Here is a 15,215-nt window from a genome sequence, read left to right as displayed (position 1 = left end):
GTATACCTATAGATGTGGTAACGGCCGAAAAGGTTTAAAGCTTTGCTATAAAAACATCTAAAATCGCCTGCCAGGGCTAAAACAACCGTTTTAAGCCTATTTTGAGTATTAAATTAGCATATAATTTAATCAACTTGCTCCGGAAAAATCCCGGATGTCGGCCTACATATCCGTGGAGTTGACGGCAGCGACCGGTTTTTCCATCTTTAAGGTGATTACGTATTCAGCCCTAATCTGCGGCATCACTACGATGAAGAAGACCACTATCCTTTCATTTCTACTCCTTCTCACTTCGATTATCGTTCTCCAGGCGCAAGGCGTTCGCGTAGCGCGGATCATTGCCATGAAAGGCAACGTGACTGTCGATGACGACGCTGCCAGCATTGGCCAAGAGATATTCGCGCACAACAAGAAAATCATAATTAGCGGAAAGGGAAGCTATGCGACTTTACTATCATCAGAGGGAGACGTAAAAACGTTCGATGCAGCAATCCTTAACGTACGAAGCATCGTCGCATCGGCCAGAACACGTCGTTACACAAAGCCATTTCATAGCCACGGTACGCCACTTGGTTGGACTTGTCACAACTTGTATCAACCTCAATTTATGGTTGGCGATTCCTTGTTGCTTCATTGGAAAACAAAAGTGCAGCCTCCTTTCATTGTTAGGGTACAGTCCATCTTCGGCGACGAACTGCGAACGATCACAACCGATAACGACTCTATCTACATGTCGTTAGTTGATTTATTTGCAACGGAGCAACACCTCCTGCTAACGGTTTCCGCCGGGCCTCATCACAAAACAGAAGTATTCTTACAAAAGACTACACCAGAAAAAACAATTCAATTGAACGAAGAACTCGCGGCGATAAATGCGAGTGCCGCAGATAAGAAAGTCATCAGACTTGCCTTACTCATCAAGCATAAGTTTATCGTCGATTATCTTTACGAGAAGTCAAGGCTCACGGCAACAGACATTGCAGCTTTATCTTCAGATACCAAGCAATTCGCACTAAAATCAGATTTGTATAAGTTCTGAAATGATGATCGGCTACACCAGCCTTCCATTGAGGATAACACGATCGACAACGTTGCTTCCATAAGCATAAGGTATGTATGCGAGCGATGGAATAGGTCGCGTGATAAATAGGTTAGCAAGTTTTCCTTTGCCGATGCTTCCCACATGATCTTGTAATTCCAACGACCATGCTGTGTTCACGGTTGTGGCATTGATGGCTTCTTCGGGAGTCATCTTCATTTTGATGCACGCGAGTGAAATCATTTGCGGCATATTGCCCGACGGAGAGCTTCCGGGATTAAAATCAGAAGCGATCGCGACCGGTAGGCCTTCCGTTATCATCTGTCGCGCCGGCGGAAATGGTAGCCCGAGAAAAAATGCGGCGCCAGGAAGTGCCGTAGGCATCACGTTGCTATTCTTCAATAACTGAATTTCTTCATCGCCTACATTTTCTAAATGATCAACACTGAGCGCATTCGTCTTCACTCCTACTTGCACACCACCTGATCGATGTAGCTGGTTCGCGTGAATGCGAGGCTTCATCCCAAATCGTTTTCCAGCTTCGATAATCGTCTCCGTTTCAGTCGGTGTGAAAAATCCGTCCTCACAGAAAACATCAATATAATCAGCGAGTTTCTCGGCTGCTACGGCAGGAATCATCTCTTCGAGGATAGACTGAATATAGTCTTCTTTTTGAATCCCTTGAGGCACAGCGTGCGCACCAAGAAATGTCGTGCGAACCGTGAGTGGTGTTTCGCGACCGATACGGCGGGCTACGCGAAGCATCTTCAATTCATCGCGTGTCGTAAGTCCATAGCCGCTTTTAATTTCAACGGTACCGGTACCGGTTTTGATGATCTCGGCAATACGTGGTAGCGTGCGTTGAAAGAGTTCGTCTTCAGTAAGTTCTTGTAGTTTTCGCGCCGAGTTCAAAATACCGCCACCTTTGGCTGCTATGTCGGCATAGGAAGCACCTTTAATCTTCATCACGAATTCTTCTTCACGACTTTGAGCAAACACAAGGTGCGTGTGCGAGTCTACAAATGCTGGTAGCACAAATGCACCTGAGACATCAATTGTTTCCTCAGCATCAAGAACAGGACATTGATCCATCGTTCCATAGTCGGCGATGCGATCGTTTTGTATCAAGAGCCACGCGTTGGAGATCGTTGGCAGGATGGCCATGGCATCGCCGCTTACGGGATGCTGGATTTTTTCTCTGACCTGCACCAGCGCTTTAATATTGATGATCAACAGAGCTGCCACAGGCCAGAGGTAATATTATTTTCCGAAGGATTCTACTTTGTAGTCGAGGTTTGTTCCAAAAACAGGGAAGGCAATTTTAAGTAGCGCATAGAACGTTCTGCCTTCGATGGCTGGGCGATAACCGACTTCGGCACCATAAGCCCAACTGAGTTGACGGTTAAAACGTCCGTCGATACCGAGGCGGAAGCCAAAGCTTTTTGTTTTTACAGCACCGATATCATAGCGGTGACTAGCTTCTGTTTTTGCGCCTGTTGTTGAATTCTTGGTCGTATAAAAAATATCATCCATTGTAATCATTGGCGAATAAAGGATATCGGCATAGGCCGTGAAGATCAAATCGTCAATACCTTCTTCAAACTTATCAAAGTTCACAGCAACGTTTTTAATCCATGCCATAGAGCCACCTACATAAAGACCGGCTGCATTGATATTGGTAAAGAGTCGCACATCCTGCATCTTGCCTTTGAGACCCATTTCTTGATCCGGAATAATCTCGCCGCCATCTTCGGGTTTGAGGTCAGCAAAAGTTAAATCTTGTGCATCGAGGGCGCGATTTAAATCGGTAGAGCTGTCCCAGATAATTGCACCGAGACGAATGCCATAGATTTTGCGGACTTTACAGGGAACATCTGCTGACAATGGTACGCGTGCAGCCCACTTGTCGCCTTTGTAGCTTTTTTTATACAGGAACATTTTGGTTTTAGAACTCTCTTCGAAGTCCTTTACGTGGTATGTTCCGCCGAATTCAAAATAGTTGAACACGTTAATATCGTTGTCGTTGCTGGCCTGATGGCTGGCAAGGTCTCTGGAAAAATCAAAAAAACGTTCGCTGTAAGTTTTTCTGAAATGTACTCGAAAATCGGCCTTATCGCGTAGATAATAAGCCGCTTCAGCACCAAATCCTGCGTTTACGTTAGCAACAAAGAGTTCACCATAGAGGGGCTGAATGCCAACAAAAAGCTTGTTGACCGAATAAGGCTCGTCGTAGATTTCTTCATAGGTGACGGCCGTTTTATCCTTTCGTTCGCCCTGCGCAAAAAGACTGGTGGAGCACACCAGAAACGCAGCCATAGAGACTAAAAAGCGATGGTTCATAATCCGGGTAATTAATAACAAGTAGTAAAAATAGTAAATATCAGGCGAAAAAATATCGTCCCTGCCTGAGGGTCGTCAATGTGATGTAATACTCCTCCTTAAAAAATAGCTATTTATTGCCTTTTTCCATCAACTTTCTCAACTCATCCAGTTCCTTCAGCTTGGCCTCGACATCGGCTTCCTTACGTTTTCTATCGGTGATGTCTTCAAACATCCCCAACACAGCGACCACATCTCCATGATGGTTAGTGACTGGTACTTTACTGGTCAGTACCCAACTTTCCTTGCCATCGCTATTCACGTTTTTCTCTTCCTGATCGAGTCTCGCCTTTCTGCTTTTCATCACGGCCAGGTCATCGGCGCGGTATGCATCGGCATGATCCTTCCAAGGCATCTCGAAGTCGGTTTTACCGACCAGGTCGCGTGTTGATCGAAGCCCAGCGACCTGTGCAAAAATGCGGTTACATCCTTGAAACTTCAGGTCTTTATCTTTCCAGAATACGGCACGCGGTATATTGTCGATAATGGTTTGCATCGTTTCCTGCGCATCATTCACCTGGTCGAGCATCTTATTGATCTTCGACGCGTTGTGCGTTACGGTAACGACGTCGGCGATGGCTTTCAAGAATTCCACGTCTTCTTCCGTCCAATCTCTCGTTTCATTTTGTTGTTCACAAATGATTGCTCCGGCGAGTCGGCCTTCACTGTAGTACGGCACAGCCAATAGCGACTGGATATCATTTATGTCGAGGTACGATTCACCTAGTTCTTTCGTCGCCGGATGTTTCGTTGCATCTTTTGCGACAAGCACTTCTTCCCGGGTAATGGCTTCAAAAAAGTCAGGCGCATCTTTTCCTAAGAGCTCGGCCTTGGTGTCAAAAGATTTCGCGCGCAACATGTACAACTTCTCGCACGTAAGCTTATTCCGAAGTTGGTTTAAACTCCATACACTACTGCGGGAAACATTCAGCTGCTGACTCATTGTGCTGGTAATCTTTTCGAGTGCATTGTTCCAATTACCAGACTGGATGTCGGCATTCTTAGAAATTTCCATCAACACCTTGCGATTGCGCTGACTGATTTCATTGCGCGCTTTTTCGCTGTCGAGCATATTTTGAATATGCTTTTCTTTCCGACGCATCTCTTCCTGAGTCGCTTCGAGCTCCTCCATATTTTGACGCATCTCTTCTTCTTGCGCGCGCATTTCCTCCGCTTGCTGTTGTGTTTTTTCCAGCAAGATGCGTGTGCTCTCGTTAACCCTTACCGTCGAAATGGTCGACGCGATACTTTCGGCAAGTTTTTCAACTAAGTCGATTTCATAGTCGTGATATTTTCCAAACGTTGCGAGTTCCAACACGCCGTACACTTTATCGTTGACTTTTAAGGGCACAATCAACAATGCATTCGGATTCGAGCCGCCCAATCCCGATGTTATGGTGATATATTCACGCGGCACCTCTTCGAGATACATTTTATCAGCTTCCAAGAAACATTGACCGATAAGCCCCTCGCCTATGACAACTTTTTTGGTGAGATACTTCTTGCGCTCAAATGCATAACACGCCATCAACTCGAGGAAGTGATCGCTCTCGTTGTCTTCATTCAGAATAAAAAGTCCACCTTGATTGCTATTGGTATATTTCACCACAAAGCGGATGATATTATCGAGGAGCTCTTCCGTTGTTTTTGCGGGTGTACGTAAAATCTCACCGATCTGCGCGAGCCCGGTTGTTGTCCAGTTGCGCTTACGATCATTGTCGGCGTTGTCGCGAAGTTTATCGCGCATCGTCACGAGTGTTCCCGTGAGATTGCTTTCGTCGTTATCGATCGTGATGTCGACAGTATAATTTCCACTCGATACAGACTCGATAAAGTTTGTTAGAGACGACACGGCGCGACTCTGAGATTCTAACCTTGTTTTAGCCTGAACCGTTAACTCATCGTTGCTACGCTGCGCGAAATAGAGCAACACGCCAAGCACGGCGAATGCGGTGACAAGGAGGGCTATCGACACCCATGAAAGAATATTTAAGAAGTTTGTATCCTCAGACACTTGTTCATTGATGTGCGCGATGAGGCGGTCCATGACTTTTTGAAAAGCCGAGTAACTTTTATCGAAACCATCATCCAAATCCATTTCTGCCGCTTTCGCGGATGCTGCCGATGCGCTATCGGCGCTTGCAGACTGCTCGTGCATTTTATAGCGTTCCTGCGCTGCTTCAATTAAATTATCGACGCCAACAATGGCCTCTTTGAGTGTTGCTTTAGTTTCTTCGTCAGTGATTTTGGCGAATGTTCCGATGTTTGTTTTCTCGCCATCGTAGGCGCTCTGTAAGATGCTGCGTGAGTAGTTTAGCTTGCCCAACACATCGCGATTAAATTCCCTTTGTGCTTCGCCCCCCAAAATTTCCTCTAACCATAAGTGCGCTTCGGTTGTGCTGTTCTTGACGCTCTCCCCCAACCGGATATAAGGGAGATTGGCGTCGTATGTCCGCACCGTGTCGCGTTCTACATAGGCGATGAGCAGAGACAAAATGGAACCAACTAAAGCAAAAATGAGGGTGTACTTGAGCGCGCGGTTTCTCATGCGTGAATGACAGATTTAAACCATTAACACAATGGCATTGGTCAAAAGTTAACAATATTAGCCTTGAAAGAAAAGGTATTACAACCATTTCGATTCGTGGCGGTTAAGATAGAAACTTCAAGCATTTCTAGAAACTGCATGTAATGTATCGGCGCAACGGAAAATAATTTGGATATTGAATGGCAAAACACTTCCTCATGCGACCACTTCTCGCCCTGCTAACCCTATTTTTTATAATGATCGGCTCTTCCGTAACGGCGCAGGAAACACCGAGCCAGAAAGGGTATCACCTGTTCAACCCGACCCCGCGGGAGAACATGCGTGATTTCAGTATCGACCGCCCGGACGTTACAGAGTCGCCCATCACCGTCGATGCGGGACATTTTCAGGTGGAAGCTGACATCGTAAAATATACACTTGATGATCGCGGCGACGGCTTTAGAACACTCACCTTTTTAAACGGCCTCTACAAAATGGGACTGTCCTCTTCGTGGGATATTCACGTGGGTGTAGATTTTTATAATACCTATCAAACACCTGACGGTAAATCCATCGATGGGTCAGAAGAATATGCAACGACCACCACGATCCGACTCAAACATAATTTCTGGGGTAATGATGGCGGATCGAAGACCGCGCTTGGCATGATTCCCTATATTGCATTATCGCGTTTCGGAGACGCGACGTTTGGACTCGGAATTCCTTTTTCTTATGGCATCAGCGAGAAATTAGACTTCGGCGCGCAGGCCCAATTTGATTTCATTCCGGGGAGTGACGATGGAGAAGACACCTACAACATGAGCTACTTCCAAACTATCGTAATGGGTGGTCCTCTCGTTGGTGATTTTGATTTTTATGTAGAGGGGATGGCCACGTTCTTCGAAGGTGAAGAATATATCTCCGCGAATGGCGGCCTCATCTACAATGTTAGCCCAAATGTAAAAATCGACTTAGCCACGAATACGGGGTTAACCGAAGGAACACCGACGCGTGTGTATCTCGGGTTCTCTTTTAGAATTTAAAAGCCGAGATGTAAGAAAAGAAACGTAATTGAACGCTAGACCTTCAGCTGAGCAAAAGCTTTTTCGCTACTTTCCAAAATACGATTTACGATGGCGTCGTCAACTGAATTTGAAATGAACATTGCCTCGTATTGTGACGGTGCCATGTAGATTCCTTGCGCCAACATCGCTTGAAAATACTTCGCGAAGGTTTGTGTATCGGAAGTTTTTGCCGTGTCGAAATCAATGACATGCTGATCGTTGAAAAACAAAGTGAACATTGACCCAACTGCATTGATTGAATAATTCAATCCTGCCTTTTTAATCTGCCCGTTAAGTCCATCAACCAACGTTGTAGTTTGTTTGTCGATATTGGTGTACACAGCAGGATTTGCTTTCAAATATTTCAACATTGCAAGACCTGCCGCCATGGCCAGGGGATTTCCTGAGAGTGTTCCCGCTTGGTAAACAGGTCCTACAGGCGACACGTGATCCATAATCTCTTTTTTGCCGCCATAAGCACCCACTGGTAAGCCACCACCGATAATTTTACCCATCGTTGTCATGTCGGGGCGAACGTTGTAGCGTTGCTGCGCACCACCGAGAGCAAGTCTGAATCCAGTCATTACTTCATCGAAGATGAGCACGACGCCATGCTTGTCGCAAATTTTGCGTAGTCCTTCGAGATAACCCGGTTGCGGAAGAACAGTTCCCATGTTCCCGACGACCGGTTCGAGAATGATTGCCGCGATTTGATTTTTATTTTGATCGATGATGTGTTCGATGGCTTTCAAGTTATTGAAAGGTGCGATCAACGTATCTTGCGCGGTTCCTTTTGTGACGCCAGGGCTATCGGGTGTTCCGAAAGTAAGGGCACCGCTTCCTGCAGCAATTAAAAATGAATCGCCATGGCCATGGTAGCAGCCTTCCATCTTGATGATTTTATCTCGGCCGGTAAAACCACGCGCTACACGAATAGCAGACATGGTTGCTTCTGTTCCTGAGTTGACCATGCGGACACGTTCTACCGATGGCAAGATTGAACAGATCAGTTCCGCCATTTCAACTTCACGCGCTGTAGGTGCTCCAAACGATGGCGACCCTGACAAAGCGGACTTCACTGCTTCTTCCACGATGGGATGCGCATGCCCAAGAATCATGGGGCCCCACGAATTGATCAAGTCTACATATTCATTGCCATCTTCATCATACAAGAAAGCGCCTTTCGCCTTTTGCATGAAAATGGGGTTTCCTCCTACTGCACGAAATGCTCGTACCGGAGAGTTTACACCACCGGGAATAAATTGTTTTGCCTTTTCAAAAAGGGACTTGCTCTTCGTAGTATCTGCCATGATCAGTGAGTAGACAATTATTAGTGTTTGACAACGTACGCGATCTTTCCGCGCTTAAAATTCACAAAGGAAAGATATTGGTTATCACGACTCAGTTGAAAATTATATCCTTGAACCAACGAGCCAGGGAAGAAAGATTTTTTATTGAGGTTGTCCTGGAAGTAAACACCGCCATCTCTGAATTGGTATCCAGCAAACAACATAAACTCATACCCGATGCGCACATAGGTATTGGGCAACTTGCCATGTGTCTTAACAAACTTCTTAAAGAAAGCTTGATAATAGCGATTGGTTTCGATGGCCGCATTTGGCGAGGTGAGAATGACGCCGAGAGTTTGAAATTTCTCGATATCGACAGCAGGTTGATCTAACCAATTTTCAGAACCCACAACAACGACAGAGTCGCCCCGTGTTTCTACACCACTTAATACCTTCGCATAAATCAACGCATCATCGGACGCGACAAAAATACTTCCCAAGCTATCTTTCTTTAGTGTGAACTGCTTAGGGTATTTAAATTCATCAAACTCTGTTGGAGACGCTAGCGTAGTCATAATTTTCGACACGCCTTCTTTGGTGACTTTATTAGACGAAATAATTTTTAAACCTTTTGCTGTTGCCGACTGAACGAAGTTCGCCGCCATGATCGAGTCACGTTTAGTGGTGCCATAATAGACGATGCAATTTCTCTTCTTTAGCTTATAGTTCGCCAAGAATTCACCGGTACGTTTTCCGATCGTTTCATTAGAAGGTTGATACAAATAACCATAGGGATTCAAGCCGTTGATCTCACTGTTGTTCGATAGTGGGTTAAATACATTGATTTGGTTGGCTTGCGAAAAATCTTGAATGAGTTTATTTTCTTCTTGAAAGAACGGACCGACGAGCAAGTCTGCACTTTTGAGTTCATCAGTCGTTAAGATCGTTTTTATTTTCTCAGGGCTTCGCTCTGTATCATACGCACGAAGGCTAATTTTCACGCCTTGTTTCGCGAGTGTATCGGCGGCCAATCGCATACCTTCATAAAGATCGAGTACAATTTGATTGGGTTTCCGACGGGGTGATGGATCGAGCGTATTAACCATAAAAGGTAACATCACGGCAACGCTGTAAGTATCTTTAAAAAAAGTCTTTGGTGCTTCCGGGATATAGGTTGCCTTATCAAGGTTGAATTGACGGATCAGCGATTCTAATTGCGCTTTGCTTTGGAGGTTGGCCAGATCCTTCGAGAGGATTGCTGCTAAACTTTTCGCGATGGCTTCATCTTTTGGATACGCTTCGTGCAGGCGCTTCAAAGTTTCAGCATCACCCACGGCACTCAGTGTTTTTTCTTTCAGTGCCATGATATCTTTTTCCATATCTTTGTCGCGGATCGCTTCGAGCGATTTTAATCCTTGGAAGTAATCTTTTCCTTCAAGATGAATTTTACCCAGCCAAAAATTCACTTCGTTGATCTTGTCCCACGTTGGATGTTGCGACTTGACTTGGTTGAACATATCTTTTGCTACCGCCGGATATTTTTGGTTGTAGGCTGACAAGGCGTAGTAGAATCCTGCATATGCCGAAAACTGATTACGTTGGTCATAGATCAACAACGGTTTGAATGTTTCCATTGCCAGGTTGTACTTGCCTTCACGAAAGAACTGCTTTCCTGCGAAGTACTGTTTGTTGTAATCAACAACCTGCGCTGTGGCTGTTTCACAGGTGAGCACGAGCGCTAACAGAACGATGATGAAACGGACGCATCGCAATGCAGATGCGTGGCATAATAAGATCATTTTCTCCATGAAAATTGAAATCTAAAACTACAATCCTATTGGGTATACAAACAATAAGCTAAAACTAATGCCATGGCACCAGCAATATTCGATTAATCGCCGAGCCGGTCGCGCAACAAGAGTTTTAGGGCCTTTAGGTTTACTCCCACTCGATGGTTGCAGGTGGTTTAGAGCTGATGTCATAAACGACGCGGTTCACGCCCTTTACCTTGTTAATGATATCGCTGGAAACATTGGCTAGAAACTCGTAAGGGAGGTGTGCCCAATCCGCAGTCATACCATCTGTACTCGTCACTGCACGGAGACTTACCACCTGCTCGTAAGTTCTTTCATCGCCCATTACCCCTACAGATTGTACGGGCAGCAAAATCGCGCCAGCTTGCCAAACCTTGTCGTATAATCCGGCGTTGCGTAAACTACTGATGAAGATGCTATCGACCTCTTGAAGAATTCTAACCTTTTCGGCCGTGATATCACCTAAAATACGGATGCCAAGACCTGGGCCTGGAAAAGGATGACGGCCTAAGATCAGCGGATCGATTCCGAGTGTTTTTCCGACAACGCGCACTTCGTCTTTGAAGAGTGTATTTAACGGTTCTACTACCTTAAGTTTCATTTTCGCAGGCAATCCACCCACATTATGGTGAGACTTAATGGTTACGGACGGCCCCATCACCGATACCGACTCGATTACGTCGGGGTAGATGGTACCTTGCCCAAGCCATTTTACATCGGTAAGCAAATGAGATTCTTCATCGAACACATCGATAAAAGTTTTACCGATCGCTTTGCGTTTTACTTCCGGATCGGTGTGCCCGTTGAGCGCTGTGTAGAATTTGTCCTTTGCATCGACACCTTTAATGTTCAAGCCCATGTGTTTGTATGAATCCAATACTTGCTCGAATTCATTTTTACGCAGGAGTCCGTTGTCGACGAAGATGCAATGAAGATTTTTTCCGATCGCTTTATGAACAAGAATAGCGGCCACGGTTGAATCAACGCCACCCGAAAGGGCCATGACAACTTTGTCGTTACCCAGCTTCTGCTTTAGGTTTGCGACTGTACTTTCGACAAACTGATCGGCAGTCCAATCCTGTGCGCATCCGCAGATATGGACGACAAAGTTTCTGAGTAGTTCCTTTCCTTGAAGCGTGTGCGTAACTTCTGGGTGGAACTGAATACCGTAAACTTGTTTTCCTTTTACACGGTAAGCTGCAACGTCAACAGAAGGTGTAGATGAAATGATTTCAAAGCTATCCGGAACGGCTTTGATAGTATCAGCATGTGACATCCATACTTGGGTGTCGAGAGAAATTTCTTTGAGTAGTTCGTTATGATGGTCGACTTTAGTGAGTTTCGCACGACCATATTCACGGCTGGTTGAGGCCATTACCGTACCACCTTTTTTGTGTGCAATGAGTTGGGCTCCGTAGCACACACCGAGCACGGGGATCTTGTCTTCAAAAAGCGAAAGATCGACATCGGGGGAACCTTGATCTCTTACCGAGCAGGGGCTTCCTGAAAGGATAACGCCCTTAATATCAGCACTAAGCGCTGGAATCTTATTAAAAGGATGAATTTCGCAATAAACATTCAGCTCGCGGACCCGACGGGCAATAAGTTGGGTGTACTGGGATCCAAAATCAAGGATAAGTATCTGTTGTGGCATAGGGTGCAAATATAAGAAAGCTGTTGGCTAATGATGGGGTTGCGGAAACCCATCGAAAAAAATTATAGAAACCAAAGCTTCCGGTCACCCGGATACCTTCAAAAAAGGAAAACGATGTTATCGACGGTTCATCAACAGGAGCCCTAACTGAAAGCCAGCGGTTCTAAAGCCGTCGAGCTCAAAGTACTCGCTTTTGTTGGTGGTGTAGTCGTACGTAAACGATAGAAATGCGCCGACAGAGCGTCCCATTCGCGCGGTGATGCCTACTTCCGGACGTGCCAAGAAACCCCACTGCTCATCACCTTCGGTGTAGATGTTGTAATAAAGCGCGTACTCATTGTGAACCGCCCCCAAGCCAAGACCCGCATAAGGAGAGAAGCGATCATTGTTGAGTTTAAAATGATATTGTCCACTAGCAGCGATGCCGAAAGAATAGATATACGCGAAGTAGTCGGTAGTCATATGCCCAGAGGTTGTTTCATATGTCGCGGTAGGCTCATAATGGTCATAGGTATTTCGGTTGAAATCCAAACCGACGGAGAATTTCTCGTTGATTGCATACCGATATCCCAACTTCACGCCACTTGAACTGGTTGATGTTACAAAATCAGGAGCGCTTGGTTTGCTCACATCCAATCCTACATATATATAACTACGTTGCGCTTTCGCGGAGACACCCATCGCCAGCAATGCAATAATGAAGATCTTTTTCATCACTTAAAGAGGTAAGAAGATTGTTTAAAAGCTTGTGCGATAGCGTCCACTGATTGTTTTTCATAGTCGACCGAACTGATGACATCGCCCATGTAGGCGCTCCACACGACCCGCACTCTATTTTGCGCATCTCTATTTTTCAAGTCGACCATTTCCACTACGAGCGTTGCAGTATTTTGGGCATAGGTGAGCGTGTAAGGGTAATAGTATCCTGAATATCCTCCGTAATATCCATAGGTTGGATACACTACTTGCTGATAGAGGTTCAACTCCGAAACAACATAAATGTTAATCCCAACGTCAGGATCTTGATCGATATTTTTTTGTTCGAGGTTTGTACCGATCGCTGACTTCACGGCATTGATCACTAACCGTGGGTATGGGAAATCGCCTTTGTACACACGAATTGTGTCCTTTGGATTGCCAGAGACGTAGCCTATTGTATCGGTAGCGATCGCATAACTTTGATATGCACTGAAATCGGCATCATTGTCGTATTGCGTTGAAACCACCAGTTCATCATACAGCTTAATGTCATCTGGCTCGTTTTGACAAGAACCGAGTACAAATACGACAGCAGGAAACAGGATAAATATCTTTTTAAACATTCGGTTGTAGTTACATTGACGCTTTCGGTGTAATCAAATAGGAACGTCCTAGGGAGTGTTAAAAGTATACGCCATGCGACGTCCATTAACAGCAGCAACGCGATCCTCTAGATTTAAATTATAGACACACAAAGGCGGCCATAGGTTTAAAACGTTCTGGCTAAAATTAGGCCTACACCAAACAGCACGACAAACATTAATGTTGAGATGGCCATTTGTTTGAGATACGGGTCTAATTCTTCAGATGGTCTCGATGCAACAGCCCTACCATTTTTTATAAAAAGCGGTGCCGATAACAGAAATAAAAACTGCCATGGCGAGGTATATTCAAGAATTGAGAATGAGAGCGCAGCAAGTTGACCAGCAATGAGTAAAAACCAATGATACCGAACAGCGGCATCACGACCTATCCTAACGGGTATAGAGTACTTACCAGCTTGTCTATCGGACGCTATGTCTCGGATATTGTTAATGTTAAGTACGCCCATTGAAAAAAAGCCGCAGCTGAGTGCAGGGAGTACATGTGTCCAACTGAGCTGCTTCGCGAAGAGGTAGTACGATCCCAAAACACCTACCAACCCAAAAAATATCAATACAGAAAGATCGCCCAACCCGATGTATCCGTACGGTCTCTTTCCTACCGTGTATGCGACAGCCGCGCCAATACTTACTAAGCCAAGCGCTAGAAAAAAGAGAATGCTATTCCAGTTCAGCCCGAATGATACGAGCAACAATGCAATGCCACTGGCAAGACAGAGCACGACAAACAAAAACACGGCGGCCTTCATTTGCTGCGCGCTGATTGCTCCACTTTGAACAGCACGAGAAGGTCCTTTACGAGAATCGCTATCGGCACCATGGATAGAATCTCCATAGTCGTTGGCGAGGTTTGAAAGGATTTGCAAGAAGATCGTCGTGGTTACACACAACAAAAAGATATCCCAACGAAAGGCGCCATTCGAAGCTGCTAGAAAGCCTCCCATGGCGATGCATGAAAGAGCAAGCGGTAGCGTTCGGAGGCGGAAAGCCTGAAGCCAAACTTTGGAATTCGTCATTGCGCTATAATTTTTTGTAAGATCTCGTCATCCATCGGCTTTACTTTCGAGGGATAAAACGTCACAACGTTACCACTTTTATCGACCAAATACTTACAGAAATTCCAACTTGGCGTTTTACCCGTTTTTGTCGCGAGCCATTCAAAGAGCGGATGCTGATCTCTTCCTTTCACCGAAATTTTTTCAAACATTTGAAAAGTGACGCCATAGTTGATCTGACAAAACTCGGCGATGTCTTGATTTGATCCGGGTTCCTGCCATAGAAAGTTATTCGCAGGAAAGCCGAGTACTGTTACTTTGTCGCCGTATTGATCGTGAATTTTCTCAAGTTCCTCATATTGATAAGTGAACCCGCACTTGGATGCCGTATTGACGATCAACATCGACTTACCCTTGTATTTTGAAAAATCTATTTCCGTTCCATCGAGCGCCTTCATCTTGAAATCGTAAATAGAACCTTGCGCGGCCGATGGTGTTTTATCGGGAGTAAATATCCTGGAGATGTAAGCAACAATGCCCATGATAAAAATAACGCCTGTGAATACTTTAATTGATCGCATCAACAATTTGTGGATCGAGCGGGCTAACCTTTGACGGGAAGAACGTTACCGTGCCATCTGCCTTCACAAGGTACTTGCAAAAATTCCAAGACGGCTCTTGCCCTGTCTTTTCTTGCAACCATTTGTACAGTTCGTGTTGGTCGTCGCCCTTTACAGATACCTTTTCAAACATCTGAAAAGACACCCCATAATTCTTTTGACAGAACTCAGCGATTTGAAGATTGCTTCCTGGCTCCTGCGCACCAAAGTTGTTGGCCGGGAATCCCAAGATTGTAACCTTATCGCCGTGGAGTTCATGTAGTTTTTCGAGATCGCCGTATTGTGGTGTATAGCCACATTTAGACGCAACGTTTACAATCAGCAAATTCTTGCCTTTGTATTTTGCAAAATCCACAGACTTTCCGTCAATGGAATTGATTTTAAAATCGTAAATAGAATTGATTGACAGTACAGCCATAATGAGGGTTAAGCTTAACAGTTTCATAAGTTGATTTTTGACAAAACTAAGGCTT

13 protein-coding genes are annotated in these 15,215 nt (G+C 45.2%); 2 read left to right on the top strand and 11 right to left on the bottom strand.

Annotation, left to right across the window (positions count from 1 at the left end; genetic code table 11):
* The first annotated feature begins 154 nt into the window (after positions 1 to 154).
* Complete coding sequence (locus DQQ10_RS14235; protein WP_112747537.1) at positions 155 to 1,039, top strand: hypothetical protein; 885 nt, start codon at positions 155 to 157, stop codon at positions 1,037 to 1,039.
* Between the two features lie 12 nt (positions 1,040 to 1,051).
* Here the strand turns inward: DQQ10_RS14235 and hutI are convergent, their stop codons facing one another.
* The 3 genes from hutI to DQQ10_RS14220 all read right to left on the bottom strand — a co-directional run bounded on the left by hutI (position 1,052) and on the right by DQQ10_RS14220 (position 5,966).
* On the bottom strand, positions 1,052 to 2,284 hold the full coding sequence (gene hutI, locus DQQ10_RS14230) for an imidazolonepropionase (RefSeq protein ID WP_245970417.1): 1,233 nt from the start codon (positions 2,282 to 2,284) through the stop codon (positions 1,052 to 1,054).
* A gap of 15 nt (positions 2,285 to 2,299) precedes the next feature.
* Complete coding sequence (locus DQQ10_RS14225) at positions 2,300 to 3,379, bottom strand: hypothetical protein (protein WP_133259652.1); 1,080 nt, start codon at positions 3,377 to 3,379, stop codon at positions 2,300 to 2,302.
* A 109-nt stretch (positions 3,380 to 3,488) separates the two neighbouring features.
* Positions 3,489 to 5,966, bottom strand: a complete 2,478-nt coding sequence (locus DQQ10_RS14220) for a GAF domain-containing protein (RefSeq protein ID WP_112747535.1) — start codon at positions 5,964 to 5,966, stop codon at positions 3,489 to 3,491.
* A 197-nt stretch (positions 5,967 to 6,163) separates the two neighbouring features.
* Between DQQ10_RS14220 and DQQ10_RS14215 the strand changes: the two genes are divergently transcribed.
* On the top strand, positions 6,164 to 6,988 hold the full coding sequence (locus DQQ10_RS14215) for a transporter (protein WP_165823931.1): 825 nt from the start codon (positions 6,164 to 6,166) through the stop codon (positions 6,986 to 6,988).
* Positions 6,989 to 7,023: 35 nt separating this feature from the next.
* Here the strand turns inward: DQQ10_RS14215 and hemL are convergent, their stop codons facing one another.
* The 8 genes from hemL to DQQ10_RS14175 form a co-directional block, all read right to left on the bottom strand.
* The gene (gene hemL / locus DQQ10_RS14210) at positions 7,024 to 8,319 is read right to left on the bottom strand and encodes a glutamate-1-semialdehyde 2,1-aminomutase (protein WP_112747533.1); all 1,296 of its coding nucleotides are present in this window, start codon (positions 8,317 to 8,319) and stop codon (positions 7,024 to 7,026) included.
* A gap of 20 nt (positions 8,320 to 8,339) precedes the next feature.
* Positions 8,340 to 10,106, bottom strand: coding sequence for an ABC transporter substrate-binding protein (locus tag DQQ10_RS14205; protein ID WP_112747532.1), 1,767 nt, complete (start codon positions 10,104 to 10,106; stop codon positions 8,340 to 8,342).
* A 130-nt stretch (positions 10,107 to 10,236) separates the two neighbouring features.
* A complete protein-coding gene (guaA, locus tag DQQ10_RS14200; protein WP_112747531.1) occupies positions 10,237 to 11,766 on the bottom strand; it encodes a glutamine-hydrolyzing GMP synthase in 1,530 nt (509 codons plus the stop codon).
* A gap of 117 nt (positions 11,767 to 11,883) precedes the next feature.
* Positions 11,884 to 12,480, bottom strand: coding sequence for an outer membrane beta-barrel protein (locus DQQ10_RS14195; protein ID WP_112747530.1), 597 nt, complete (start codon positions 12,478 to 12,480; stop codon positions 11,884 to 11,886).
* On the bottom strand, positions 12,480 to 13,088 hold the full coding sequence (locus DQQ10_RS14190) for a DUF4136 domain-containing protein (protein ID WP_112747529.1): 609 nt from the start codon (positions 13,086 to 13,088) through the stop codon (positions 12,480 to 12,482). Before DQQ10_RS14190 ends, DQQ10_RS14195 begins: the two co-directional genes overlap by 1 nt.
* Positions 13,089 to 13,234: 146 nt before the next feature.
* Entirely contained in the window at positions 13,235 to 14,143 is a 909-nt protein-coding gene (locus tag DQQ10_RS14185) for a 1,4-dihydroxy-2-naphthoate polyprenyltransferase (RefSeq protein ID WP_112747528.1), read from the bottom strand.
* Entirely contained in the window at positions 14,140 to 14,703 is a 564-nt protein-coding gene (locus DQQ10_RS14180) for a glutathione peroxidase (RefSeq protein WP_112747527.1), read from the bottom strand. Before DQQ10_RS14180 ends, DQQ10_RS14185 begins: the two co-directional genes overlap by 4 nt.
* Positions 14,690 to 15,160, bottom strand: a complete 471-nt coding sequence (locus tag DQQ10_RS14175; RefSeq protein ID WP_317047943.1) for a glutathione peroxidase — start codon at positions 15,158 to 15,160, stop codon at positions 14,690 to 14,692. The genes DQQ10_RS14180 and DQQ10_RS14175 overlap by 14 nt, the downstream gene beginning before the upstream one ends.
* Positions 15,161 to 15,215 lie beyond the last annotated feature (55 nt).

The organism is Pseudochryseolinea flava (assembly GCF_003286915.1).
In the GTDB taxonomy this organism is placed as follows: Bacteria; Bacteroidota; Bacteroidia; order Cytophagales; family Cyclobacteriaceae; genus Ohtaekwangia; species Ohtaekwangia flava.
The sequence above is the reverse complement of the archived record's forward strand: the minus strand, read 5'-3'. Positions and strand labels throughout refer to the sequence as shown.